The 24659-nt window shown below is 47.9% G+C and carries 26 protein-coding genes and 1 tRNA gene; 4 read left to right on the forward strand and 23 right to left on the reverse strand.

Annotation, left to right across the window (positions count from 1 at the left end; translation table 11 throughout):
- Positions 1 to 20: 20 nt before the first annotated feature.
- The 12 genes from K7G97_RS11960 to K7G97_RS12015 all read right to left on the reverse strand — a co-directional run bounded on the left by K7G97_RS11960 (position 21) and on the right by K7G97_RS12015 (position 8608).
- Positions 21 to 1004 (reverse strand): hypothetical protein, encoded by a 984-nt coding sequence (locus K7G97_RS11960; protein ID WP_223040660.1) that lies wholly within the window; start codon positions 1002 to 1004, stop codon positions 21 to 23.
- Between the two features lie 28 nt (positions 1005 to 1032).
- Positions 1033 to 1557 (reverse strand): hypothetical protein, encoded by a 525-nt coding sequence (locus K7G97_RS11965; RefSeq protein ID WP_262415749.1) that lies wholly within the window; start codon positions 1555 to 1557, stop codon positions 1033 to 1035.
- A 102-nt stretch (positions 1558 to 1659) separates the two neighbouring features.
- Positions 1660 to 1733: transfer RNA gene (locus tag K7G97_RS11970), tRNA-Arg, on the reverse strand.
- 73 nt (positions 1734 to 1806) lie between these two features.
- Positions 1807 to 2316 (reverse strand): metallophosphoesterase family protein, encoded by a 510-nt coding sequence (locus K7G97_RS11975; protein WP_035396591.1) that lies wholly within the window; start codon positions 2314 to 2316, stop codon positions 1807 to 1809.
- Between the two features lie 5 nt (positions 2317 to 2321).
- Positions 2322 to 2915, reverse strand: coding sequence for an XTP/dITP diphosphatase (locus K7G97_RS11980; protein ID WP_223040662.1), 594 nt, complete (start codon positions 2913 to 2915; stop codon positions 2322 to 2324).
- Positions 2912 to 3667, reverse strand: coding sequence for a ribonuclease PH (gene rph, locus K7G97_RS11985; RefSeq protein ID WP_064299531.1), 756 nt, complete (start codon positions 3665 to 3667; stop codon positions 2912 to 2914). The genes K7G97_RS11980 and rph overlap by 4 nt, the downstream gene beginning before the upstream one ends.
- Positions 3668 to 4474, reverse strand: coding sequence for a glutamate racemase (gene racE, locus K7G97_RS11990; RefSeq protein WP_023468984.1), 807 nt, complete (start codon positions 4472 to 4474; stop codon positions 3668 to 3670).
- Positions 4475 to 4560: 86 nt separating this feature from the next.
- The gene (locus K7G97_RS11995; protein ID WP_012371023.1) at positions 4561 to 4824 is read right to left on the reverse strand and encodes a phosphocarrier protein HPr; all 264 of its coding nucleotides are present in this window, start codon (positions 4822 to 4824) and stop codon (positions 4561 to 4563) included.
- Between the two features lie 65 nt (positions 4825 to 4889).
- Positions 4890 to 5345, reverse strand: coding sequence for an acyl-CoA thioesterase (locus tag K7G97_RS12000; RefSeq protein WP_223040663.1), 456 nt, complete (start codon positions 5343 to 5345; stop codon positions 4890 to 4892).
- Positions 5346 to 5401: 56 nt separating this feature from the next.
- A complete protein-coding gene (gene sdhB, locus K7G97_RS12005; RefSeq protein ID WP_087681205.1) occupies positions 5402 to 6208 on the reverse strand; it encodes a succinate dehydrogenase iron-sulfur subunit in 807 nt (268 codons plus the stop codon).
- Positions 6208 to 7971, reverse strand: a complete 1764-nt coding sequence (sdhA, locus tag K7G97_RS12010; protein ID WP_023468987.1) for a succinate dehydrogenase flavoprotein subunit — start codon at positions 7969 to 7971, stop codon at positions 6208 to 6210. Before sdhA ends, sdhB begins: the two co-directional genes overlap by 1 nt.
- A 19-nt stretch (positions 7972 to 7990) precedes the next feature.
- Positions 7991 to 8608, reverse strand: a complete 618-nt coding sequence (locus tag K7G97_RS12015) for a succinate dehydrogenase cytochrome b558 subunit (protein WP_029342294.1) — start codon at positions 8606 to 8608, stop codon at positions 7991 to 7993.
- A gap of 210 nt (positions 8609 to 8818) precedes the next feature.
- Here K7G97_RS12015 and K7G97_RS12020 point away from each other — a divergent pair, with 210 nt between their 5' ends.
- Together K7G97_RS12020 and K7G97_RS12025 are read left to right on the forward strand one after the other, a co-directional pair.
- Positions 8819 to 9241 (forward strand): YslB family protein, encoded by a 423-nt coding sequence (locus K7G97_RS12020; RefSeq protein ID WP_262415750.1) that lies wholly within the window; start codon positions 8819 to 8821, stop codon positions 9239 to 9241.
- A 117-nt stretch (positions 9242 to 9358) separates the two neighbouring features.
- Entirely contained in the window at positions 9359 to 9973 is a 615-nt protein-coding gene (locus tag K7G97_RS12025; protein ID WP_023468990.1) for a PH domain-containing protein, read from the forward strand.
- A gap of 41 nt (positions 9974 to 10014) precedes the next feature.
- On the opposite strand, the gene uvrC is transcribed toward K7G97_RS12025, so the two are convergent.
- Positions 10015 to 11799 (reverse strand): excinuclease ABC subunit UvrC, encoded by a 1785-nt coding sequence (uvrC, locus tag K7G97_RS12030; RefSeq protein WP_223040664.1) that lies wholly within the window; start codon positions 11797 to 11799, stop codon positions 10015 to 10017.
- Positions 11800 to 11881: 82 nt separating this feature from the next.
- On the opposite strand from uvrC, the gene K7G97_RS12035 reads away from it, so the two are divergent.
- Together K7G97_RS12035 and K7G97_RS12040 are read left to right on the forward strand one after the other, a co-directional pair.
- Positions 11882 to 13204, forward strand: coding sequence for a dihydrolipoyl dehydrogenase family protein (locus K7G97_RS12035; RefSeq protein ID WP_223040665.1), 1323 nt, complete (start codon positions 11882 to 11884; stop codon positions 13202 to 13204).
- A 14-nt stretch (positions 13205 to 13218) separates the two neighbouring features.
- Positions 13219 to 13596 (forward strand): VOC family protein, encoded by a 378-nt coding sequence (locus K7G97_RS12040; protein ID WP_223040666.1) that lies wholly within the window; start codon positions 13219 to 13221, stop codon positions 13594 to 13596.
- Between the two features lie 60 nt (positions 13597 to 13656).
- On the opposite strand, the gene trxA is transcribed toward K7G97_RS12040, so the two are convergent.
- From trxA to K7G97_RS12090, 10 genes are all read right to left on the reverse strand, one after another.
- The gene (gene trxA / locus K7G97_RS12045) at positions 13657 to 13968 is read right to left on the reverse strand and encodes a thioredoxin (protein WP_023468994.1); all 312 of its coding nucleotides are present in this window, start codon (positions 13966 to 13968) and stop codon (positions 13657 to 13659) included.
- 162 nt (positions 13969 to 14130) lie between these two features.
- Positions 14131 to 15096: an electron transfer flavoprotein subunit alpha/FixB family protein gene (locus tag K7G97_RS12050; protein ID WP_223040667.1), complete on the reverse strand. Its 966-nt coding sequence runs from the start codon at positions 15094 to 15096 to the stop codon at positions 14131 to 14133.
- Positions 15097 to 15109: 13 nt separating this feature from the next.
- The gene (locus K7G97_RS12055) at positions 15110 to 15883 is read right to left on the reverse strand and encodes an electron transfer flavoprotein subunit beta/FixA family protein (RefSeq protein WP_050677631.1); all 774 of its coding nucleotides are present in this window, start codon (positions 15881 to 15883) and stop codon (positions 15110 to 15112) included.
- A gap of 74 nt (positions 15884 to 15957) precedes the next feature.
- Positions 15958 to 16536 carry a fatty acid metabolism transcriptional regulator FadR gene (locus K7G97_RS12060; RefSeq protein WP_023468997.1) on the reverse strand — a complete coding sequence of 193 codons (579 nt, stop codon included), beginning with the start codon at positions 16534 to 16536 and terminating at the stop codon, positions 15958 to 15960.
- A 71-nt stretch (positions 16537 to 16607) separates the two neighbouring features.
- Positions 16608 to 18281 carry an AMP-binding protein gene (locus K7G97_RS12065; protein ID WP_223040668.1) on the reverse strand — a complete coding sequence of 558 codons (1674 nt, stop codon included), beginning with the start codon at positions 18279 to 18281 and terminating at the stop codon, positions 16608 to 16610.
- Between the two features lie 198 nt (positions 18282 to 18479).
- Positions 18480 to 19376 (reverse strand): YitT family protein, encoded by an 897-nt coding sequence (locus K7G97_RS12070; RefSeq protein WP_223040669.1) that lies wholly within the window; start codon positions 19374 to 19376, stop codon positions 18480 to 18482.
- Between the two features lie 185 nt (positions 19377 to 19561).
- The gene (locus K7G97_RS12075) at positions 19562 to 19969 is read right to left on the reverse strand and encodes a DUF350 domain-containing protein (RefSeq protein WP_023469001.1); all 408 of its coding nucleotides are present in this window, start codon (positions 19967 to 19969) and stop codon (positions 19562 to 19564) included.
- A gap of 10 nt (positions 19970 to 19979) precedes the next feature.
- A complete protein-coding gene (locus K7G97_RS12080) occupies positions 19980 to 22346 on the reverse strand; it encodes an endonuclease MutS2 (protein WP_223040670.1) in 2367 nt (788 codons plus the stop codon).
- Positions 22347 to 24062, reverse strand: coding sequence for a DNA polymerase/3'-5' exonuclease PolX (gene polX, locus K7G97_RS12085; RefSeq protein WP_223040671.1), 1716 nt, complete (start codon positions 24060 to 24062; stop codon positions 22347 to 22349).
- A 46-nt stretch (positions 24063 to 24108) separates the two neighbouring features.
- Positions 24109 to 24657 (reverse strand): CvpA family protein, encoded by a 549-nt coding sequence (locus tag K7G97_RS12090; protein WP_214805256.1) that lies wholly within the window; start codon positions 24655 to 24657, stop codon positions 24109 to 24111.
- Positions 24658 to 24659: the final 2 nt, after the last annotated feature.

Consider the following 24659-nt stretch of genomic DNA (forward strand, 5'->3'; position numbering starts at 1 on the left):
ACGAATCGTTTCCAGATGTCTCAATCGAAGTAAATCTGCTCGAATGCGATGACTTCTGGATAAAGGATATGTGCCGCTCGATATAACCGCTTCGCCAGCGGACTGAGGATACGTTCCGGTTCTTCACGTTCAAATGTCAGACCTGCGAGTTCTTCGCATGCTGAGAGCCACTTCTCCATGTCTGATCCGATTCGTTCTCGCTCTTCAAGATGGATCAATTGATCCGATCGCAAGACGAGTAACGCTCGGAACGGATCCATTTGCTCTAACGTATGCATCGATGCCAGTAACGCTTGTTGCTCCTGTTGATGTACCAGCAGGATTTCTTCTAACTCTTCACGTGACGAGATCGTCCAGTCTACATCTACGTGTGGCACATGAATGCTTACCGGATATGACGCTTGATCAAGCACGCTTCCTAATAACTGATCAATGACGAGTAAACTTTGATGTTCTGTCTCTTGCGCCTGAAGGTATTTTTGTGTGATGTATGCAATGAGCTCAGATGTCCGTTCGAATTCCCTACCGGTCAATTGGCGCATTTGTTCGACCCAACTGCCATGTCGCAACACATGCATCAATTCCGTTGCTGATGTTACCTCACGCTGCGCAACAGGATTGTTTTGAACTGCCGGCTTTTGTTCGCGAACACGCATCTGTTGTTTGATTTCATCTAATCGAAGCGCGAGTCCATACGGCAGATACGGTGACGCCGAGCGTAAAGCGAGTTTCATCGGATAACGTTCTCCGAGTTCATAAAGAAAGAGTGCGAGCACTTGCTCGACACCCTCGACTTCAAGAAATCGTTCTGCCACTGTTTCAAATCGTTCCCGGTCATGCATTAAGAGTGGTTGAATGACATAGAGCTGGTGTAAGACATCTTCTCCTGTCAATTGGTCAGTCTCTAATTCCATAATCAATTGTTCTTGTTTAGAAGCGGGCAAACGAAGAATGCGCGCTCGCTCTACTTCTAGTTCATGTTCCATCCAGCGCGATGTCCCCATATTCCGGCACTCCTTCATGTTCAACTTCTTATTTCGTAAATGGGTCGAGTAAAGACGTCCAGTTCGTGATTGCTTCTTGAAGTTGTCCTGCCTGCTCGATTCCTAATCGATTCAACGTATCTAACGAGACGTCTGCTTCAAGTAATCGAGCGATGTCTTCCGATTGATTCACGTACTGCTCGAGTTTTGCACTTAAATTTTGCAATTCTTGCGGCGGATTTTCAAGTCCCGCTAATCGTTGATCGATTTGATCCAGTTCTTTGTTGAACTGATCAATCGTTCCGTTTTCCTTCAACTTTTCGATTTGTTGATCGAGTGCCTGTTCAGGGTTTGCAGATTCACGCGCTGTCGTAGCTGCCTCATTCAAGGAAGCCGACAAATCTGACGTGACTTGGGCCGTATCTTTTGCAATGCCTTGAAGTTCTCCAGCGTAATCGACACTATTTTTTACATCGTTGACCTGTTGTTTTGCATCGTCGACTGTATTTGAAATCTCACTACATCCAGCAAGAAATGTACTTAGCACGAGGACTGCTCCAACTTTCTTCCACATTGCATTCATCCCTTTCGAGTTCATGATACCTTAATTATAATCGAAAATCGGAATAAAAAAAAGAGACCACCCTCGTAAGGGCAGTCTCTATTTTAATTATAGCGTCCCAAGAGGGATTCGAACCCCCGACCGACGGCTTAGAAGGCCGTTGCTCTATCCTGCTGAGCTATTGGGACGTGTCAACACGAATAAACTATACTAGAACAATTCTTTCGTGTCAATCACATTACAAACATTGCATTTATTTTATTACAAAAATGTTCCGTCCAGATGCAGGGCATTTACCGGGTCACCGTTCACATCAAGAAAATCGACAGAATAACGGTTTTGATCCACTTCAAGAATCGCATACGTCTTGTCTGGTCGGTGACGTGGCATCCGGATTGAACCTGGATTGATGAATAACACGCCGTCCCGATATTCAGCCTTCGCCACATGGGAATGACCATATAAGACGATGTCCGCCTGCTTTTCCTTCGCATGATGCTGTAAGACATCTAGACTGTATTTGACGTCCTGACGATGTCCGTGGACACAAAGGATGGTATGACCGTCCATTTCCGATACGACTTCTTCTGGAAAATCGTGTCCGTAATCACAATTCCCTCGCACAACACGATATGGATATAATGATTCGATGTCGCGCGTCAATTGGGAGTCCCCACAATGAAATGCCGCATCCACGTCTTGGTGACGTTCGAATATCGTAAGCAGTTCTTGTTCTAGTCCATGGCTATCACTAACGATCAACGCTCTCATCTTCATCACACTCCTAAGAAAGTAGTTAAGTCCTGTTCGAGCTTGCGCAATGCATTGCCACGATGACTAATCATCGCTTTTTCTTCTTTCGTCAATTCAGCAGCCGTCTGTCCGCTTTCTGTGACGAACAATGGATCATAACCGAAACCGTTCGAACCCGACGCTTCAAAACCGATTCGCCCTTCCATCGTCCCACGAACCGTCAATGTCTCACCAGTTGGTTTCGCTAGCGCGAGTACACAAACGAAGCGTGCCGTCCGCTCTTCCTCTGGAACACCTTTTAACTTTTCAAGTAGTAGAGCATTGTTCGCCGCATCCGACTTTTCAAGACCCGCGAAGCGTGCCGAGTAGACGCCGGGAGCGCCATCTAAAGCATCGACTTCAAGACCTGAATCATCAGCAAGTACCGCGTGACCAAAGTAGGCTGCTGCCTCTGTTGCTTTTAAAAGTGCATTCTCCTCGAATGTCTCACCCGTTTCATTCGTTTCCGGAGCATCAGCGTGATCGAGTAACGACTCGACCGAATAACCGAGACGACCCAGCATGCTTTCAAGTTCCTTCACTTTACCTGCATTGTGTGTTGCGACGATGACCTTCATCTATGTTCCCCCACTTCTTCTCCTACATACCACCAAGAGACACCGAGTGCCTCACGGCCAGCATCAATCAGTTCCTTAATTCCTTTTTCCCCAAGTTCGAGCATTTCGAGCATCTCTTGACGGGAAAATGTCGACTCTTCCCCTGTCGCCTGCATTTCGACGATTTTCCCCGATGAGGTCATGACGAGATTGAAGTCGACTTCCGCCGCAGCGTCCTCTTCATAGCATAGATCGAGCAAGACATTCGACTCGACGATTCCAACCGAGATGGCTGCGATGCCCTCTTTGATCGGTGTATCTGTCAGTTTTCCCGCTTGAATCAATTGATCGACTGCTCGGACGAGTGCCAAAAAACCACCAGTGATCGATGCCGTTCGTGTACCGCCATCTGCCTGAATAACGTCACAATCGATCCAGATCGTTCGTTCCCCGAGCTTCTCTAAATCAACGACGGCCCGAAGCGAGCGGCTGATCAGACGTTGGATTTCCATCGTCCGTCCCGTCTGTTTGCCGCGGACGGCTTCTCGTGCGGTCCGCTGAGCCGTCGCACGTGGCAACATCGAATATTCCGCATTGATCCAGCCCTGGCGTTTACCGCGAAGGAACGGTGGCACCTTCTCCTCGACGGTCGCCGTACAGAGGACTTTCGTATCGCCCAGTTCAATCAAGACAGAACCTTCTGCGTGTTTATTGACATCAATCGATAATTGAATAGGACGGAGATGATCCGCCGTTCGTTGGTCTATCCGCATTTAATCTTCCTCCGTTCCAAGCACGATGCGCTCCGCATGGATGGTCTGATCGAGCCAGTCCGTCGCAATCTGATCAAATGAGCGGATATCGCCTGTCGCGTAATAACGATGTTCCGGAATTTGTGTCACATCTGCTGAAATCGTATTGTAATCAAGTAGTGCTGCTACCTCGAGCGCTGTCTCATCTCCTGAAGAGATTAGCTGGACGCCTGGTCCGATGACCCGTCCAATTACATCTGCTAGGAGCGGATAATGGGTGCACCCGAGGATCAATGTATCCATATCGTAATTCATCAATGGTCGTAATGTATTGGCAACGACACGTTCGACGTACGCACCGTCTGTCTGCATCGACTCGACGAGCGGAACGAATGGCGGGCACGCTAACGATTCGACGACGACTTGTCCTTCGACGTGGCGTAACGCCTTCTCGTAAGAATTACTTGTAATCGTCATCTTCGTTCCAATGACACCGATTCGTTTCGTACGTGTTACCTTGACTGCCGCACGGGCCCCAGGATCAATGACACCGATGACAGGTATATTTAAACGTTCTCGCGCTTCTTTTAGGACGACAGCCGTGGCTGTGTTACAGGCGATCACGATCAACTTCACATCTTGTTGCACGAGATAATCAATCATCTCCCACGTAAACTCACGAATCTCCTCTTCTGGGCGAGGACCATACGGACACCGCAATGTATCCCCGACATAGATGATTCGCTCATGGGGCAACTGTCGCATCAATTCACGTGCGACCGTCAACCCACCGACTCCGGAATCCAGTACTCCAATCGCTCGATTCACTCTTCTCCACCTCTTTCTCTCATTCCTATGGTAACAAAAAAGGACGACGGTGCAAGACCGGCGTCCGAGAATGTACGATTACAGGATTACTGAGCAAGACCTTCGCTAGTCAGCATATCTGAAAGAGTCGTGATTGCTTCAGAAGCATCGTCACCGTTTGCAACGATTTTGATATCTGAATCTTTCGCGATTCCGAGTGAAAGAACACCCATGATTGACTTCAAGTTGACAGTCTTCCCGTTGTATTCCAAGTTGATGTCTGATTGGAATTTAGAAGCTGTGTTGACGAGCTGAGTAGCCGGACGAGCGTGAATGCCTGAATCCGCGATGACTTTGAATGTTTTTTCCATGATTAAGAAATCTCCCTTCACTAATAACGTACTAGTGAGTCGTTTTCGAATATGTGAACTCATTATCAAATGATAACGGATTCGAAGCGATTCTGCAAGGAATTTTTATACGCTTCACTCCACGGGAAAGCTTTCCCGGCACGGTCGATTTGTACCATCGATGTCCGTCCTGTGAACATCAGTTCACCTTGCTCATCAAATGCCGCATAGTGGACGTCACATGACGCACTTCCGACATGTACTGGATACGCATAAACGGCAAGACGTGTCCGCGGATAGACTTGACGAATGTAATTACACTGGGCATCCGCAACGACGATGATCCCGTCTTCTGCAAGCGAATATCCTGTTTCCTCTAACATCAATGTCCGAACGTCCTCAAAATAGACGAACGGTACCCGGTTATTCATATGACCATAGGCATCCGTCTCCGCGAAACGAACAGCGACGTCGAGTCGTGTGCCATGTTTCATCTGTTCAAGCCATGATTCAAGTTCTGGAATATAAGCTGGTACGCGCACAATGAGTTCCTCCTGTCTGAATGAAAAAAGAAGGAGCAAGCTCCTTCTTTGATAAATCATGAACTAACGGCTTCACCTGTCCGTCCTTCGTCACTACCGAAGAACTTCTTGAATGAATGAAGTGTCGTCTGACGGTTCATCGCTGCGATCGAAGTCGTCAACGGAATCCCTTTCGGACAAACCTCGACACAGTTTTGAGCGTTACCGCACTGCATGATCCCGCCATCTTCCATCAACGCTTCAAGGCGTTCTTCCTTGTGGAAGGCACCTGTCGGATGCGAGTTGAATAGACGAACTTGTGAGATCGGTGCCGGCCCGATGAACGTCGAACGATCGTTGACGTTCGGACATGCCTCGAGACACACGCCACACGTCATACATTTCGATAACTCATATGCCCATTGGCGTTTGTTTTCTGGCATCCGTGGTCCTGGTCCTAAATCGTACGTTCCATCGATTGGAACCCATGCTTTGACCTTTTTCAACGCATCGAACATGCGCTGACGGTCGACTTGAAGGTCACGAACGATCGGAAACGTCTGCATTGGTTGCAGACGGATCGGTTGTTCGAGTTTATCAACGAGTGCCGTACACGACTGACGTGGTGTGCCGTTGATGACCATCGAACAAGCGCCACATACTTCTTCTAGACAACCCATGTCCCAGTTGATCGGCGTCGTTTTTTCACCAGCTGCATTGACAGGATTCCGGCGAATCTCCATTAAAGCAGAGATGACGTTCATGTTCGGACGGTACGGAATTTCAAACGCTTCATCATACGGTTTACCATCAGGTCCATCTTGACGTTGAACGATGAATTGAACCGATTTTTGCGTAGTAGATGATTCGAGTGGTGTCGCCATTATGCTTTCACCTCTTTCTTCGACTTCTTGCTGTAGTCGCGTTTCCGTGGTGGAATCAACGACGTGTCGACGTCTTCATAGAAGATTTCTGGATGACCGTTCGTATAACGCGCCATCGTCGTCTTCAAGAACTGTTCATCATTACGTTCCGGGAAGTCCGGTTTATAGTGCGCTCCGCGACTCTCATCGCGTTTCAAGGCACCAAGCGTAATCGCTTCAGCTAGGTCGAGCATGTGATCGAGCTGACGGATAAACGATGCCCCTTGGTTACTCCAACGTGCTGTATCCGTTGCCGAGATGCGCGTGAAGCGATCGCGGAGTTCCTTGATTTTCGTCAGTGTCTCTTCGAGCTTATCGTTGTACCGGACGACCGTGACGTTGTCCGTCATGATTTCTCCAAGCTCACGGTGGATTTGATACGCGTTTTCCGTACCTTCCATGGATAAGATATCGTTGAAGCGGTTGATCTCTTCGATCTTATGCGCTTCGACGACGTCCTCGCTCATCTCATGAACCGATGTCTCGAGTTCATTCATATAAGCGATGGCTGATGGTCCGGCGACCATTCCGCCGTATACCGCTGAGAGAAGTGAATTCGCTCCGAGACGGTTACCACCATGCATCGAATAATCACATTCACCAGCTGCGAACAATCCAGGGATGTTCGTCATCTGATCGTAGTCGACCCATAGTCCACCCATTGAGTAGTGAACAGCTGGGAAGATCTTCATTGGTACTTTTCGTGGATCATCACCGACGAATTTCTCGTAGATTTCAAGGATCCCACCGAGTTTGACGTCGAGTTCTTTTGCGTCTTTATGTGATAGATCCAGATAGACCATGTTTTCCCCGTTGACGCCGAGTTTTTGATTGACACAGACGTCGAAAATCTCACGTGTCGCGATATCTCGTGGAACAAGGTTTCCGTACGCTGGATATTTCTCTTCGAGGAAATACCAAGGCTTACCGTCTTTATACGTCCAGACGCGACCGCCCTCACCTCGTGCTGATTCACTCATGAGACGTAACTTATCGTCTCCAGGAATCGCTGTCGGGTGAATCTGGATGAATTCACCGTTCGCATAGATCGCACCTTGACGATAGACAGCTGCTGCTGCTTGTCCTGTATTGATGACCGAGTTCGTCGATTTTCCGAAGATGACCCCAGGACCACCTGTCGCGAGGATGACAGAATCCGCAGCAAATGCCTCGATTTCCATCGTCCGGAGGTTTTGACAAACTGCTCCACGACAGATGCCATTGTCATCGATGATGGCGCGAAGGAATTCCCATCCTTCATATTTTTCTACCAAACCTTGCGCTTCGAACTTACGAACCTGTTCATCCAATGCGTACAACAGTTGTTGTCCTGTCGTCGCCCCAGCGTATGCCGTCCGGTGATGCAACGTTCCTCCGAAACGTCGGAAGTCGAGTAAGCCTTCCGGTGTCCGGTTGAACATGACACCCATCCGGTCGAACATATGAATGATCTTTGGTGCTGCTTCCGCCATTTTTTGAACAGGTGGTTGATTTGCGAGGAAGTCCCCACCGTATACCGTGTCATCGAAATGCTGGTACGGTGAATCACCTTCCCCTTTTGTATTGACCGCTCCGTTGATGCCACCTTGTGCACAAACAGAGTGTGAGCGTTTGACGGGTACGAGTGAGAATAACTTAACTGGTACGCCTTGCTCCGCTGCTTTTATCGTAGCCATCAGACCGGCAAGCCCTCCGCCGATGATGACAAGATTCTTGTTCGCCATGTTGTCAGTTCCCCTTTCCTTACAACACGCCTGCAAACGTTAAGATCGAGCGTACGCCTACAAACGATAAACCGATGAATACGAGTGCTGCCACGTAAGACATCGCCCGTTGAGATGCTGGTGACTGCGTGATTCCCCATGTGATGCAGAACGTCCAAAGTCCGTTCGCAAGGTGGAATGTCGTCGCCAAGATCCCGACGATATAAAACGCGAGCATGAATCCATTATCGACGATGTTCTGCATCATGCTTGCATCGACTGGAGTTCCCATCGCAGCGGCAATCCGTGTTTCCCAAACGTGCCACGTGATGAACACGACAAGGAATACACCGCTGAACCGTTGCAGTACATACATCCAGTTCCGGAAGTATGTATAACGCCCTGTGTTCGCAGAACCGGTGAATGCGATGTACACGCCGTAGACGCCATGCAAGATGATCGGAATGAAGATGACAAAGATCTCTAAGAACAATCGATACGGAACGTTCCCCACGAATTCCGCGGCCTTATTGAAGTCTTCCTCACCACGTACGATGAAGTAGTTCGTCGTTAAGTGCGAAAGTAAAAATAACCCGATTGGAATGACGCCGAGCAGTGAGTGTATCTTACGACTCACGAAATCACGATGATTCGCCATCCAAATCCCCCCTTTTGTTTGCCAATCAACCGTTGGCGCATTTTGGTAGAAAAGCGCTTTCATAAGGAAATTCGTCTTTTCATCACTTATTCTACTCCTGTCCTTTTTAGAAGACAACCCGAGCCGTTGCATTTAACTGCAAATTTTTTTAGGAAAACAATGACCGGCAAGAATCATCTCGGTATAATGGTTCACAGATAGGAGTGAATCATGATGGATGCTACACCAAATCAAACACCACTTTTCGGTATCGAATTGATCCGAGATTATGTGCTGACCGATCTTCTCGGATCGGATTATCGGCAAGTCATCTACTGGGCAGGTAAACGTCTAGCGCGTCAATTCCCTGTCGTAGATGAATCTGAATTAGCCTCATTTTTTGAACAAGCAGGTTGGGGAACGCTCGAAATCAGGAAACGTAAAGGAACGGTCATCTCATTCGTGCTGTCTCCTCCTGATACGACGAGAGATGAACGACCACAAGGGTACTTCCAACTCGAAGCGGGGTTCCTCGCTGAACAGTTCTCCCGTTTTAACGGATGTGTCGCGGAAGGATATGCCGAGTTAACTAAAGAGCTCGTTCAAATTACGGTCCAAATCGACCCTAAAGATCCACTTGAACCACTCAAGTGAAATTTACATAGAACGTGACAGGAATCTTAATTTTCAACATCGAAATAGATTCATGAAACCTTTTGCAGTAAGTGCTCGTAAAATCATTCGTACACAAATCGCGAGGAGGAACTTCACATGTTCAAAAAACTAGCAGCAGATTTAACGGGATTCAGTGATATCGGACAAGTCATTCATCCTGATGATTTCGACAAAGCAGCCGCTGACGATTATGTCTTGCATGAAGACGGCGAGAAAATCTATTTCTTGATCAAATCTAAATCTGACGAGTATTGCTTTACGAATCTGGCTTTGATTCACCTCGATGGTGAAAGTGCCGTCAGTTCAAAACGCGTCTTGTATCGCTATCCTTACGCGCACTATCCGATTCGCCACGTCATGTTCGAAACGGCGGGAACGGTCGATCTTGATGTCGAAATTAAATTCGAGATCGGTGGCAAACATTATTCGATCGACGTCGATAAGAAACAACTCGAACATGTGAAGGATCTTTACAAAACACTTCTTGCTATTGCTGAAAAACAGTATGAAGGACAAAAGATGCTCGAGTTCGCAAACAGCTCATTGAATCATTCGGTCACGATTCTCGGCGGACTTCGTCAAGGTGATATGAACGTGCCGCAAACATTCAAAGAGTTGTCTGAACAATCCTTCGAGTGGCTACAAGGTCACTACCATCAGTGGAACCAGCGTGACTTCGGTTCATACTACGAGAAGTACATCAACAACTAATTATTTTAAAATGCCGCCCTCTTCAAGAGGACGGCATTTTTTCATTCTTCATTCGCTTGGCTTAAATATTCAGCGACGGTTTCCGCTAACTTAACAGGTAATCCTGCTTCCGCCAACTGTTCGATCGTTGCGCGTCGCAGGCTGCGCATCGATCCGAAATGACGAATCAACTGCTGGCGTCGTTTCGGTCCGACTCCTGGAATCTCGTCGAGCAAAGAACGGGTCATTCCTTTTGAACGGAGCGAGCGGTGGAACGTGATCGCGAACCGGTGAACCTCATCTTGCATTCGTTGAAGTAGATAAAACGCACTCGAACGCGGACTTAGTTCGACGAGACGGGCATCTTCTCCAAACAACAATTGACTCGTCCGGTGTTTGTCATCTTTTTTTAATGAGCCGACCGGCAGGGATAAGCCGAGTTCATCTTGAATGACTTCTAAAGCAGCATTCAACTGTCCGACTCCTCCGTCAATCAGGACGAGGTCCGGAAGGCGCGCTCCTTCGAGTAACAACCGTCGATAACGCCGACGCACGATTTCCCGCATCGATTCATAGTCGTCCGGTCCTTGAACGGTCCGGATCTTGAACTTTCGGTATTCTTTTTTCAGTGGTTTACCGTCTTCAAAGACGACGAGCGCCGAAACGGCGTCCGCCCCTTGAATGTTCGCGTTATCGATGATCTCGATTCGGGACAATGGATGAACGTCGATCGCATCAGCGAGTTCTTCGACTGCTTGAACGGTCCGTTTCTCATCTTTCGCTAACAACTCGAAACGTTCCGAGATCGCATTTTCAGCATTCTTCGTCGCTAAATCAAGTAATTTCCGTTTTGATCCTCGGACCGGAACGTGAATTTTAATCGAGAGCGCCTCTTTGAGCAACAGCTGATTGACGAGTGGCGGTACATAGACTTCACTTGGTTTGATGTTCTTTTCGTAGAACTGGACGATGAAACTCTCGAGCTCTTCTGCTGGTGTACCGTAAATCGGGAAAAGCGAGACATCACGTTCGATCATCTTTCCACCGCGAAGGAAGAAGACTTGGACACACATCCAACCTTTATCGACATGGATTCCGAATACGTCGCGTGACGTCAAATCCGCTGTGATCATGTTTTGTTTGTTCATGATCGACTCAATCGCCCGTACTTGATCGCGCAATTCTCCGGCACGTTCAAATTCCATCGTTTCGGCAGCGTCCACCATCTTCTGTTTCAAGTCTTCGACAAGCTCTTTCGTGTCGCCCGACAAGAAACGTCGGATTTCTGAAACGAGCGCTTTTTGTTCCGACTCGAGATTCGGGATTTCGCATGGACCGAGACACTGACCGATATGGTAGTACAGACAAAGTTTTTTCGGCATCGGTTGGCATTTACGCAGCGGATATAAACGATCTAACAGACGTTTCGTCTCGTTCGCCGCATACGCATTCGGATAAGGACCAAAATAATGACCACCATCCTTTTTTAACTTACGCGTCGTGATCAAGCGAGGATAGGTCTCATTCGTAATTTTCAAGTACGGATACGACTTATCATCCTTCAACATGATATTGTACTTCGGATCATGTTTCTTAATTAGTGTCATCTCAAGCAACAACGCTTCTAGTTCACTGGCTGTGATGATGTATTCGAAGTCTCGGACTTCCGCGACGAGACGTTCCGTTTTAATATCATGTGCTCCCGTGAAATAGGAGCGGACTCGGTTCTTGAGATTTTTTGCTTTTCCGACATAGATGATTTCGCCGAATTCATTTTTGTGCAGATAACATCCTGGCTCATCAGGCAAAAGGGATAGTTTTGCTTTGATATGTTCTTGATGTCCCAAATAAATGTCTCCTTTCACCGTTTTTAGTTTTATTCGTTCGGGTAAATACCATACATTGATTATGACATACGGAGGATGAAAAATGCGTACATATGATTGCATTGTGATCGGAACAGGTTCCGCTGGAAATCAAGCGGCTTATAAATTCACTGAAAAAGGGCTTCGTGTTGCCATCGTGGAGAACTTCACTCCAGGTGGCACATGCGCACAACGTGGATGTGACGCAAAAAAAATCTTACTGACAGGTAGTGAGACGAAAGACGCTGTCGAGCGATTGCTCGGATACGGTGTAAAGGGTCTGGTTTCGATTGATTGGCGCCAATTGATGGAGCGAAAGAATGAATACACACGCGCCATCCCGGAGCAAACTCGAAAGCGGTACGCGGAAACGGACATCGACTATTTCCATGGAGAACCGCATTTCGTGTCTTCACATCGCCTTCGAATTGGTGAAGAAGAAATCGAAGGGAAACAGTTTTTAATTGCAACCGGTCTAAGACCTCGCGAATTATCTGTACCCGGTAGTGAGCGTTTCATAACAAGTAATGAGTTTCTTGAACTGAAAGAACTTCCACGCCGACTCGTCTGCATCGGTGGCGGTTATATCTCGTTCGAATTCGCCCATCTCGCTCGTATTGCTGGCGCAGACGTCACGATCGTCTTACGTTCTAACGCCTTAAAACAATTCGAGAGCGAATTGGTCGATGTGCTGTTAGAAGCCACACGGGCACTTGGTATCTCGATCATCAAAGAAGCAGAGGTCGTCGCTTACGAAGAGGAATCCCTTCGTTTATCGAACGGTGACGTATTGAAGACGGATGTCGTTTTGAATGCGACTGGACGTGTCGCAAGTATCGATCAGCTTGGTCTCGAAGCCATTGGCGTTGCGCATAATGAAAAAGGAATCCATGTCAATGCGTACCTTCAGTCTTCCGTCGAACATATCTATGCCGCAGGAGATGTTGCTGTCAGCGGGAATCCCGCCTTGACGCCGTTCGCTGGAACCGAAGGACGACTCGCTGCTGATAACATGCTCGAAGGGAACAATCGGAAACTAGAGCTGCTCCCTGTACCTAGCGTCGTATTCACCGCGCCGAACCTCGCCCTCGTCGGTGAGACGGAAGCTGCTTTGAAAAAAGCAGGTATTCCTTATCGTGGTCGCTTGATTGATACGTCCGCTTGGCAAACGAACGCACGGATCAAGGACAGTTTTGCTCGGGCGAAAGTGCTCGTCGGGGAAGATGATCAAGTCCTCGGCGCACACTTCATCGGTGTCAATGCAGCGGAACTAGCAAACTATTTCTCGTTTGCGATGCAACACCGGATTCCAAGTACTTCGATGCAACAGACTGGATTCGCTTACCCGACACCTGCTTCAGACATCGCTTCGTTATTCGAGGATTGACAGGAGGCTTTTGGATGATTCAATACGGCTATACGATTTTATACGTTGAAGACACTACACGGACGCTGGCATTCTATCGAGACGTTCTTGGACTACCCGTCAAGGCGGAGCACGGGAGCTACATCGAGTTCGAGACCGGTCAGACGACACTCGCCTTCAATACGCGTGAAGACGTGCAACAGTTGATTCCGGATTACCCGATACCGAGCGGAAAAACACAACAGACGTTAGAGATTGGTTTCATCACGGATGACGTCCCGACTCTTTTTCAGAAGGTGGTGGAGGCAGGATATGAGACCGTCCTTGCTCCTACCCAAAAACCATGGGGGCAAGTCGTCGCCTATGTCCTCGACCCCGATGGTCACCTGATTGAACTTTGTACGCCAATGTAATCTAAAAAAACAGACCGTTCTGCCTGTGCAGAACGGTCTGTTTTGATATGCAGGAAAGAATTAGTTAGATGTTTCAACGAATTCTTTAAGTGCGTCTTTCGGCATGAAGCCCATTGTTTTGTTGACAGGTTGTCCATCTTTGAAGAGAACGAGTGTCGGGATACTTTGAACTTGGAATGCTCCAGCTACTTCTGGGTTTGCATCTACGTCGACTTTGACGATTTTTACATCTTGCATGTCAGCATCGAGTTCTTCAAGAACAGGTGCGAGCATACGACATGGTCCACACCATGTTGCCCAAAAATCAACAAGGACGAGTCCTTCTTGTGTTTCTTCTTTAAATGATTGGCTAGTTGCGTGTACGATTGCCATTGATCATAACCTCCTAATGAGTAGATCGACCCGGTAAAAAAATGGGTGATCTCTTTATTGATTCGAGTATATCATAGCAGTCTCTTCCAACAAACGAAACTGCTCACGTGAAGAATTCGTAAAAAATAACCGGTACCATCAGCATGGCACCGGTGTATCCACTCATCCGTGAACGAGCATTTTTTTGAATTCAGCTGTCAATAATGGCACGACGTCGAACAAATCTCCGACAATCCCGTAGTCCGCGACCGAGAAGATATTCGCTTCCGGGTCTTTATTGATCGCAACGATGACTTTCGCATTTGACATCCCTGCTAAGTGTTGAATCGCTCCTGAGATCCCGCATGCAATATAAAGATCCGGTGTAACGACTTTACCTGTCTGACCGATTTGAAGTGCATAATCGCAGTAGTCTGCATCACAAGCGCCACGCGAAGCACCGACTGCTCCTCCGAGGACATCTGCTAGTTCTTGTAACGGTGCGAAGCCATCCGAGCTTTTGACGCCTCGTCCACCTGCGACAATGACTTTTGCCTCTGATAAATCAACGCCGCCTGTTGCTTTGCGTACGATGTCTGCGACGATCGTCCGTAAATCCTTCAGATCGACTGTGACCGACTCGACCGTTCCTTGTGAACTACCTGCTTCGAGTGGATCGATGTTGTTCGGACGGACCGTAAAGAGTGTCTTGCCTTCTGCGACTTTGACTTTTTCAAACGCTTTCCCCGAGTAGATCGGGCGGATGAATGACGCATCCGCGCCTTCCCCTTCAATCGCCGTCACGTCACTGATCAAACCGGCTTGCAATTTCGCCGCGATTTTCGGTGATAGATCCTTGCCGAGCGACGTATGTCCGAAGACGAGCACGTCGGGTGACGTCCGGTTCATCAACTCGAGGAAGACTTGTCCGTAACCGTCTGGCGTGTAGTGTAGAAGACGCTCATCCTCGACGACGAGCACCTGGTCCGCTCCGCGTGATGCTAGTGCATCCGCATCCTTTGCGACATCGTGTCCAATCAGGACTGCGATGACTTCGTCAGCGACACGTCGCGCTGCTGCGATTGCCTCAAACGACACATTCCGTAAACTGCCATCCCGTGATTCTGCGAGTACTAATGCTTTTGTCATTCGTTTCTCCCCCTTAGACCACTTTTGCTTCGTTGCGTAATAATGATGCGAGCTGTGCGACTTGCTCGTTCAGTTCACCTTCAAGGATCTTACCGGCTGCTTTGTTCGGTGGTAAGAAACGCTCGATCGTCTCTAGACGTGGTGCGAGTTCGTCTTCATCCAGTTCGAGATCATCGAGTTCGAGTTCTTCTAGCGGCTTTTTCTTCGCTTTCATGATCCCCGGAAGACTTGGGTAACGTGGTTCGTTCAACCCTTGTTGCGCAGTGACGAGTAACGGAAGTGTTGTTTCGATCGTCTCCGTATCCCCTTCAGCGTCGCGTGTCACGACAGCTTTCGTACCGTCGAGCTCTAGTTTCGTGATCGTCGTCACGTAAGGGATATCGAGTAATTCTGCGACGCGCGGTGCCACTTGACCACTTCCGCCATCGACTGCGACGTTTCCGGCGATGACGAGATCAACCGTCTGTTCCTTCAAATAACCAGCGAGCACTTCAGAAATCGTGAAATGGTCTGCCTCTTCGATATCATCTTCAATCGAGATGCGAACTGCTTGATCCGCTCCCATTGCGAGTGCTGTTCGTAATTCCTTGTCCGCATCTTCCGGTCCGACCGTCACGACCGTCACCGTTCCCCCTTGTGCATCACGGACACGAATCGCTTCTTCCACCGCATACTCATCGTACGGGTTAATGATGAACTCAGCGCCATCCTCATCGATTTGGCCATTCTCGAGTTGGATTGCTTCTTCCGTATCAAACGTGCGTTTCAACAGTACATAGATTTCCATCTCATGCTCCCCCTTGTCGTCTATTCACCATCATTCTTTGTATCCGCTTACATGATTGTTGTCATGAAAAGGGCTTAACTCAGCCCTTTGATCAACATCCGATGAATCCCGTCACGTGTCTCAAGCAACTCATATTTGAACCCACTTGCCATCCAGCTCGTCACGACCTCATCGATCGTTCCGAAAATCATCTGACGTGCTAATCGATAATCGAGTTCGTTTGAAAACTCACCTGTCGTCATCCCGTGCTTGACGACTCGGTCAATCAGATGCAAGTACGGTTTCAAGACGGCAGCGATGTTTTGACGCATGTCTTGGTTCGATTGACGCAATTCGATCTGCGTGACGACCGCTAAATCATAGTCGACGGATAATTGCTCGAGGTGCGCCTCGATCAATGCTGCCAATTGTTCCGTTGCTGACGTATGGCTCGCGATTTGTCCTTCGGAATATTCGATAAAGCTTCCCATTTTCGCTTGGAAGAGCGAAATCAAGAGATGTTCTTTATTCTTGAAGTACAGATAAATCGTTCCATCCGCAACCCCGGCTTCCTTTGCAATGGCAGTCACTTTCGCTCCATGGTAGCCGTTCTTAGCGATGACTTTTACGGCGGCATCAATGATGCGGTCACTCTTTGACATTGTTCGTTTCATTCCACTATCTCCTAACGCATAAAATGAATGATGGTTCATTCATATTTATTCTATCATGCCATTTTATCCTGTCAACTGCTTTCTTCGAGTTGTTTGGCACGTTCTTCTTCAACGAGAACACGGCGGAGAATCTTACCCACGAACGTCTTCGGTAGCTCTTGCCGGAATTCATACTGCTTCGGCACTTTAAACGATGCTAATTGTTTACGACAGAATTGATCGAGCTCTTCTTCCGTGACCGTCATCTCATCCTTGACGACGATGAACGCTTTGACGGTCTCTCCGCGGTAGACATCTGGAACACCGATGACGACCGCTTCTTTGACGGCAGGGTGTTCATATAGGATTTCTTCGACTTCACGTGGATAAATGTTGAATCCAGAAGCAATGATTAAATCTTTTTTCCGATCGACGATTCGGAAATAATGATCCTCACCGATATATCCAAGGTCTCCCGTATGCAACCAACCGTTTCTCAGAACAGCTTGCGTATCTTCTGGTCGTTTCCAGTATCCTTTCATGACTTGCGGACCTGTGACGATGATCTCACCAATCTCACCTGGAGCAGCTGGTGTCTCTCCGTCTGCTTGGACGATTTTTGCTTGCGTATCGGGTACCGGAATACCGACCGTTCCAGGAATCCGACGATCCCAGATACAGTTCGTATGTGTCACCGGACTCGTTTCAGATAGACCGTATCCTTCAACGATCCGTCCGCCTGTCAGTGCTTCGAATTTTTCCTGCACTTCGACTGGTAGTGGAGCTGAACCAGAAATACAGGCTTCAATCGAAGAGAGATCATACTTCTTCAGCTTCGGATGATTCAATAGACCGACATACATCGTCGGAGCACCTGGGAACAGATTCGGTTTTTCCTTATGAATCGTCTTGAGTACCTGTTCGATATCGAATTTTGGAACGATGATTTGTTCATAGGCATTAAATATGCCGAAATTGAGGTTACACGTCATGCCATAGACATGGAAATAAGGAACGACTGCTAACAGCTTCCGTCCATCTCCTCGACTATATTTATAGAACCAGTTGTCGATCTGTTCGACGTTTGCACTCAAATTGAAGTGTGTCAACATGACACCTTTGGGTGCGCCTGTCGTTCCACCCGTATATTGAAGAACCGCGACGTCCTCCTTCGGTTGAATCGCGACTGGTGTAATCGGCTCATACCCCCGCAAAGATAAAAACGGAATCGAACCTGTCGTATCAATGATGATGTTGTTATCTTTCCGTGCTTTAATCGGATAGAGTTTATTTTTAGGGAAGGGAAGGTAATCCGCGATACTTGTCGTCACGACCGTCTTAAGTGTCGTCGACGCTTTGACACGAGATGCTTTCGGATAGAGTAGATCGAGCGTTACAAGCATATGCGCACCTGAATCAACGAGAATCTGTTCCAGTTCACGGTCTGTATAGAGTGGGTTCACTTGGACGACGATGCCACCTGCATAGAGAACCGCATAATAACTGATCATATACTGGGGACAGTTTGGTAACATCAGTCCGACGCGATCCCCTTTTTTTAGTCCGTGCTCTTGCAATAGGCTCCCAAGTGCGCGGGCCTCGTCACGTACTTCACGAAACGTCATACGTTTTCCTAAGAAACTCAAGGCACGTTGTTCTGGAAAATCAGTCGCTGCCTCATCGAGTGCCTGATAAAGAGGTAATTCTCGATAATCAATCGATGCGGGTACTTGCTCGGGATAATCAGATAACCAAACGGATTCCATACGTTTCCCTCCCTGATAATGAATTACTATTCATTTTTATTATACGTTGAATTGAATTCGACATGCCAGTAAAATCCAAAAAAAGAAATCGAATCTGCTTGTTTTTTCTCGATTCCTTCATCCGAGATCATCATACAAAAAAGCAGCACCTCCCTTTCTCGTTTCCGAAAAAGAAGCAGCACTGCTTTTTAATAGACATCACCGGGATGGATACGTGAATCCTTCTCCAATGACTTCGCGCACTTTATGAATGACGACGAAGGCGCGGGGATCCGCTGCTTCGACGATCTGTTTCAACGGTGCCAGTTGTCGTTTATCGACGATCATATATAACATATCATTCTTTTGTTTCGTGAAATGACCGTGACTGTGAATGACCGTTGCACTACGACCGAGCGTCTCTGTCAAGATCGTCGCGATTTCCTCTTGGCGATGACTGATGATCGTGACCGCTTCGCGGACATTCAATCCTTCGCTGACGAGATCAATCAAATACGAGCCGATGATGATCGCAATCAACGTGTATAGCATCGTCTCTTCTCCGAACAGAAATCCTGATGCACCGACGACCGCGACATCGATAATGAACATCGAGACCGCGATACTGAGATTCAAGTACTTATTCATCAGTCGAGCGATGATGACTCCGCCGCCCGTCGTTCCTCCAGCACGAATGACAAGTCCGATTCCGACGCCAATCAGAATTCCCGCATAGACCGTACCGATTAAACGGCTATCCGATGATGTCGCTAGATTTGCTGTCGAAGAGAGGACAAATGATGTGACGGCGACCGAGATGACGGAGTAAAGCATCGTCTTCCGGCTGAGGAATCGATAACCGACGACGAACAGCAAAGCGTTCGCAATCAAGGAAACAAGTCCCGTATCCCAGCCATAAAGATAGTAGAAGATGACCGTGATCCCGATCAATCCACCTTCGGATAAATCGTTCGGAATCGTAAAGTAGTTGATTCCAAAGGCGAGAATCGCCGACCCGATGATGACCCAGAAGATGTCCTTCCAAGAAATCAATTGCATCGCCTCAAAAGCACGGCGTCTCGTTTCTGTCGTTGTTGATGTTTTTCGTACGTTCATATGCGTTCCTCCTTTTTTGATTAGGCGTGGCTTCCAATAAAAATTCCGTACTGAAACGATGTCAGTACGGAATGATCACACGGTAAGACCGGTTCTTTTAATTAAATACAATCCAAAGGATACCGACGACCAAAAAGGCGATCGAAACCCCGAACATGATTTTCGCTAAACGTTCTAACACGGATTCACCCCACTAACGCTGATCCGATGACGTAGGACATGCCGATCGATAAGGCACATGAAATAATGCCGACAGCAATGTTGCCGTTCTCGATTTCACGGTCTACCGGCAAATTCGGTGTCAGGAATTCAAAGATCCAGTATGTCGATATCAACAGTAAGAAGCCAAAAGCACTTTCAAGAAATATCGACCCGACCCGTTCTTCCCCTTGAACAGCGAAATGAACGATATTGGCGAGTCCGATGATTTTTCCACCTGTTGCTAACGCAACGGCGATGTTGCCACTCTTGATATGTTCCCAGTTTTTATACCGGGTTGTCAACTCAAAAAGTGCAAGTCCTAAAATGATCAGTAATCCCGCGACCGAATAGAGCGCTGTCGTATAGACATAGACGTTCTCAAAAATGTTCATCCTACTTTCCTCATTTCAGTTCGATGATCGTCACACCGTGTCCGCCTTCACCTTGACCACCTAAACGGTGACCTTTGACGTGACGATGACCTTTCAAGAATTCTTGGACACCTTGACGCATCGCTCCCGTACCCAAACCATGAATGACACGAATATGGTCGTAGTTCGATAACAAAGCTTGGTCCATGAAGCGTTCGAGCTTCGATAATCCTTCTTCAACACGGACACCACGTAAATCCAGTTCAGCTGAAGGCGCCGATTGTTTCGTCACACTCGTACCACCAGAACGCCCTTTTGTTTGGGGACGTTTTGGAGTACTGCCGATCTTCGCGAGATCTTCCGGTTTGACGTTCACCTTCATGATGCCGACTTGAACGGTATACTCGCCGTTCGCCTGTTGGTTGATGATATAGCCTTTTTGATTAAAGGTCGTAACTTTAACTTCTTCGCCTTTATCAAATCGTGGCGCTTGATCGTATTTCGCTTTTACTTTAGCGATCCGTTTCTCTTGCAGACTCGGCTTCGCATCTTCAAGTTTTTTACGTGCCTCGATCAATTCATGCTCTTTGACGGCACCAGCGTCGCGTAATTCCTTCAAACGTTTAATGACGCCTTCCGCTTCTTTTTGGGCACGTTCGACTGCACGTGCTGCTTTTTCTTCCGCTTTTGCCAGAATCTCATTTTTCTCTTCCTGGATCTCGGCTTGTTCTTGCTCGAATTGCTCACGCTCTGCAACGAGTCGTTTCTTCTCTTCTAGCAACTGAGCCTCTAACGTTTCAGCACGCTGTTTCGCCTCTTCCAGTCGTTCGATCATCGTCTCGACGGACTGTGCGTCGCTACCGATTTGACCACGTGCCGCATCGATGATCCGGTCTTCGAGTCCGAGACGTTTTGAAATCTCGAACGCGTTCGAGCGTCCCGGTACACCGATGAGTAGGCGATACGTCGGACTGAGGGATTCGACATCGAATTCCATCGACGCGTTGACGACTCCTTCTCGGTTATAGCCGTACGCTTTTAATTCCGAATAGTGCGTCGTCGCTGCAACACGTGCTCCGCGCCGTTTCACTTCATCAAGAATCGCGATCGCCAGGGCAGCCCCTTCTGTCGGATCCGTTCCCGCCCCTAATTCATCAAACAGCACCAAACTCATGAAATCGATTTTCTCCATCATCGAGACGATGTTCGTCATATGCGAACTGAACGTCGACAAGTTTTGTTCAATCGACTGTTCATCTCCGATATCGGCATAAATCGCATCGAAGACACTGAGCTCCGTCTCATCTGCTGCCGGCACGTATAGTCCTGATTGCACCATCAATTGCAAAAGACCAATCGTCTTTAAAGTAACTGTCTTACCCCCGGTGTTCGGACCGGTGATGACAAGTGATGTAAAATCGCCACCCAGCGAGACAGTGATCGGTACGACCTCTTCTTTTGGAATGAAGGGATGTCGTGCTTCCTTCAGAATGATATGGCGATTTTCATTCAAGCGTGGTTCGACCGCTCCGATCTGATGACCATACAACGCTTTCGCCATGATGAAATCAAGTTCTGCTAGTACATCGAGGTTGATGCGCAGCGAGTCGCCGACACTCCCGACAAGTGCTGATAATTGTGCGAGGATTCGTTCGATTTCCGCCCGTTCTTTCAAACGCGCTTCTTGAATCTCGTTGTTCGCAGAAACGACGGCTTGTGGTTCGATGAATAATGTCGCGCCGGATGCCGACTGATCGTGGACGATCCCACCAAACGCTTGACGATATTCTTGTTTGACCGGGACACAGTAGCGATCATTTCGCATCGTCACGATGGCGTCAGACAGCATCTTCGCTTTACTACGTAAGACACTATCGATTTTTGAACGAACTTGTCCTTCGAGCGAACGCAACTGACTACGTAACGCTCGTAATTTATCACTTGCCGAATCTTGAACAGTTCCTTGGTCGTCAATGGCATGACGAATCCCCTGTTCGATCTCAACGAGCTTCGTGATCTGTTCGATTCGACTATCGAGTCGTGGTAATCGTAGATCTGGGTGATCCTCATGCAATCGTTCTTGGAACGCCTTCACTTGACGTCCTGAATAGACGACGTCTGCGACGGATAAAAGTTCACTCGTCGAGAGGACCGAACCAATCTCTGCCCGTTTCACTTCACTACGGACATCTGTCAATCCACCGAACGGATAACGGTCACGTAACCGATAGACCGTCGTTGCTTCCGTCGTGACGGCTAGCAATTCCTTGACCTGCTCGAACTCTTCCGCCGGGCGCATTGCTCGAACGAACTGTGCTCCAAGTGAGCTTGCCGTGAACGATAACATGTTTTCTTTTAACTTCTCATATTCTAAGACGCGTAATGCGTTGGCATTCATTTAATCCACTCCTAAACGTTTTCGACCGAAGAAGGCAAGTGCTGCTTCAGCGCTCCACGTATTGATGACATCAGACGCCTCCAAATAGGCTTTACGTGCATGGAGGACTCCAAGTTTCATATCTTCTAACATTTCTGGTCGGTGTGTATCCGTATTGATCAAAATTTTCACACCAGCAGCCTTCGCTTTTGCTAGGGAACTTGCCGTCAAATCGAATCGTGCCGGGTTGGCATTCATCTCAAGCGCTGTTCCTGTCTCGGCTGCTAGTTCGATCAAGCGATCGACGTTAACGGCATACCCTTCACGTCTACCGATGATTCGTCCTGTCGGATGGGCAATCAGAGAAACGTAAGGATTACGACACGCATTCTCTAGCCGTTGCATGATCTCTTCTTCCGTCTGATCGAATTTCGAGTGAATCGAGGCAATGACGTAATCCATCTCTTTTAAGAAATCATCTTCATAATCGAGCGACCCATCAGGCAAGATATCCATCTCGACGCCACATAAAATCGTCATCTCGGGATGTTTCTTGCGTGCTGCTTCGATTTCGACACGTTGCGCACGTAGACGTTCTTCCGTCAATCCATTGACGAACTTCATATATTTACTATGGTCGGTGATCGCCATCCATGTATACCCTCGTGCAGCACACGCATCGACCAGTTCTTCAACAGATAATGTGCCATCTGACCATGTCGTATGCATGTGCACATCTGCTTGAATATCCTGTTCCGTCAAAAGGCGTGACAAATCCTGTTCGAACTCTTGACGCCCTGCTCGTAATTCAGGTGCGATGAACGGTAAGTCGTACCGCGCAAACAATTCTTCTTCCGTCTTCGGCTGCACTAATCCTTGCTCGGTCTCAACGCCATATTCAGAAATGCTCTCTCCCCGTTCTTTGGCGAGTTGACGCATCCGGACATTGTGATCCTTCGAACCCGTGAAGTGATGTAATGTGGATGCGTACGCCGCGTCATCGACGATTCGGAAATCAACCGCGATATAATGGACGTCTCGTTTTAAGACGAGTGATACTTTCGTGCTGCCGGCAGCGATGACTTCATCGATGAGCGACAGCTCCAATAGTTGCTCCTTGATCCGTTCCGGTTCGTTCGTCGAGAGGATGAAATCAAGATCCTTGCACGTCTCTTCTGCTCGGCGGAAACTTCCACCAACTTCGAAGCGAATGATTTCATCGAACGACGCAAGGGTCTGATTTAATTCCGCAACGACCTTCCGCATGACACCATACGGTAATCGTTCTGGTCGTGTTTCAAACGTTTCGAGCGCTTTGACGTACTTTTCGACCGTCTTCTTACCGAATCCAGGCATCGCTTCGACTGTACCATCCGCTAATTTCTCTGCAAAGGAATCTGCATCAATGACGCCGACTTCATGCAATTTAGCAAGTTTCTTCCCACCAAGACCTGGGATCTTCAGTAAAGCAATCAGTCCTTCCGGTACTTCTTGTTCGAGTTCCGTCAGTGCCGTACTCGTTCCCGTTTCCCGGTACTCCTCAAGAACAGCGGCCGTTCCTTTACCAATCCCCTTCATCGCCGTGAAATCGTCGATTGCCATGAAGTCAGCATCCGATGCCTCGAGGATACTTGCTGCTTTTCGGAAAGCATTGATCTTAAACGGATTTTCCCCTTTAACCTCTAGATAGACTGAGATTCGTTCCAAGTGACGCATTGCATCTTGAATCGTACGCATGTGCAATTCTCCCCTCAAAAAAAGCTCCCATTTAACGGGAGCATGTTTATTTTATCAATCCAACTTGATCCATCAGCCAATTCGCAAGGAGCGGTGTATGTTGGATGATGAAACTTGCCAAACTCGAGTCTGCAATGGCATCCTGTATCGACTGAATCGGAACGAATGCTGCGAGGAACAAGAGTAAGAAAATGAAGATGTACATCTCGATGAAGCCAAAGACGCCACCTAATAATCCTTTGACTTGTTTTAAAATCGGAATGTTCGTCAACGAATCAAACATCGATAACAAGATTGCTAAGATGATTTTTGTACCAAAGAACAGGACGACGAACCAAAAGGCTTTGTAGAACACCTCATCGAGTCGTGCTGAACTTGGAATTGCGAACATCGTCAAGTCGATTCCCGCATCATCCAGTGTCGACGGATATGGAACCCACAAACGGAATTTCGTCGCCAGTTCCTCATAGAACGACAAGGCGACGATGAAGGAAATGATCAGGCTGAGCAAATGCCCGGCCTGCAATACGACTCCCCGTCGGACACCCGTCATGACGCCTAAGGCGAGAAGTAATAAGATAACGAAAGAAATCATAG

It is taken from the genome of Exiguobacterium acetylicum, from assembly GCF_019890935.1.
Taxonomy (GTDB): Bacteria; Bacillota; Bacilli; order Exiguobacteriales; family Exiguobacteriaceae; genus Exiguobacterium_A; species Exiguobacterium_A abrahamii.

Excerpts from the sequence above, each read along its gene's own strand:
- K7G97_RS11960 (WP_223040660.1), bottom strand. The coding sequence starts at position 1,004 with ATGGGGACATCGCGCTGGATGGAACATGAACTAGAAGTAGAGCGAGCG.
- K7G97_RS11965 (WP_262415749.1), bottom strand. The coding sequence starts at position 1,557 with ATGTGGAAGAAAGTTGGAGCAGTCCTCGTGCTAAGTACATTTCTTGCT.
- K7G97_RS11975 (WP_035396591.1), bottom strand. The coding sequence starts at position 2,316 with ATGAGAGCGTTGATCGTTAGTGATAGCCATGGACTAGAACAAGAACTG.
- K7G97_RS11980 (WP_223040662.1), bottom strand. The coding sequence starts at position 2,915 with ATGAAGGTCATCGTCGCAACACACAATGCAGGTAAAGTGAAGGAACTT.
- rph (WP_064299531.1), bottom strand. The coding sequence starts at position 3,667 with ATGCGGATAGACCAACGAACGGCGGATCATCTCCGTCCTATTCAATTA.
- K7G97_RS11995 (WP_012371023.1), bottom strand. The coding sequence starts at position 4,824 with ATGGAAAAAACATTCAAAGTCATCGCGGATTCAGGCATTCACGCTCGT.
- sdhB (WP_087681205.1), bottom strand. The coding sequence starts at position 6,208 with ATGGCGACACCACTCGAATCATCTACTACGCAAAAATCGGTTCAATTC.
- sdhA (WP_023468987.1), bottom strand. The coding sequence starts at position 7,971 with ATGGCGAACAAGAATCTTGTCATCATCGGCGGAGGGCTTGCCGGTCTG.
- K7G97_RS12015 (WP_029342294.1), bottom strand. The coding sequence starts at position 8,608 with ATGGCGAATCATCGTGATTTCGTGAGTCGTAAGATACACTCACTGCTC.
- K7G97_RS12020 (WP_262415750.1), top strand. The coding sequence starts at position 8,819 with ATGATGGATGCTACACCAAATCAAACACCACTTTTCGGTATCGAATTG.
- K7G97_RS12025 (WP_023468990.1), top strand. The coding sequence starts at position 9,359 with ATGTTCAAAAAACTAGCAGCAGATTTAACGGGATTCAGTGATATCGGA.
- K7G97_RS12035 (WP_223040665.1), top strand. The coding sequence starts at position 11,882 with ATGCGTACATATGATTGCATTGTGATCGGAACAGGTTCCGCTGGAAAT.
- K7G97_RS12040 (WP_223040666.1), top strand. The coding sequence starts at position 13,219 with ATGATTCAATACGGCTATACGATTTTATACGTTGAAGACACTACACGG.
- trxA (WP_023468994.1), bottom strand. The coding sequence starts at position 13,968 with ATGGCAATCGTACACGCAACTAGCCAATCATTTAAAGAAGAAACACAA.
- K7G97_RS12050 (WP_223040667.1), bottom strand. The coding sequence starts at position 15,096 with ATGACAAAAGCATTAGTACTCGCAGAATCACGGGATGGCAGTTTACGG.
- K7G97_RS12055 (WP_050677631.1), bottom strand. The coding sequence starts at position 15,883 with ATGGAAATCTATGTACTGTTGAAACGCACGTTTGATACGGAAGAAGCA.
- K7G97_RS12060 (WP_023468997.1), bottom strand. The coding sequence starts at position 16,536 with ATGAAACGAACAATGTCAAAGAGTGACCGCATCATTGATGCCGCCGTA.
- K7G97_RS12065 (WP_223040668.1), bottom strand. The coding sequence starts at position 18,281 with ATGGAATCCGTTTGGTTATCTGATTATCCCGAGCAAGTACCCGCATCG.
- K7G97_RS12070 (WP_223040669.1), bottom strand. The coding sequence starts at position 19,376 with ATGAACGTACGAAAAACATCAACAACGACAGAAACGAGACGCCGTGCT.
- K7G97_RS12075 (WP_023469001.1), bottom strand. The coding sequence starts at position 19,969 with ATGAACATTTTTGAGAACGTCTATGTCTATACGACAGCGCTCTATTCG.
- K7G97_RS12080 (WP_223040670.1), bottom strand. The coding sequence starts at position 22,346 with ATGAATGCCAACGCATTACGCGTCTTAGAATATGAGAAGTTAAAAGAA.
- polX (WP_223040671.1), bottom strand. The coding sequence starts at position 24,062 with ATGCGTACGATTCAAGATGCAATGCGTCACTTGGAACGAATCTCAGTC.
- K7G97_RS12090 (WP_214805256.1), bottom strand. The coding sequence starts at position 24,657 with ATGATTTCTTTCGTTATCTTATTACTTCTCGCCTTAGGCGTCATGACG.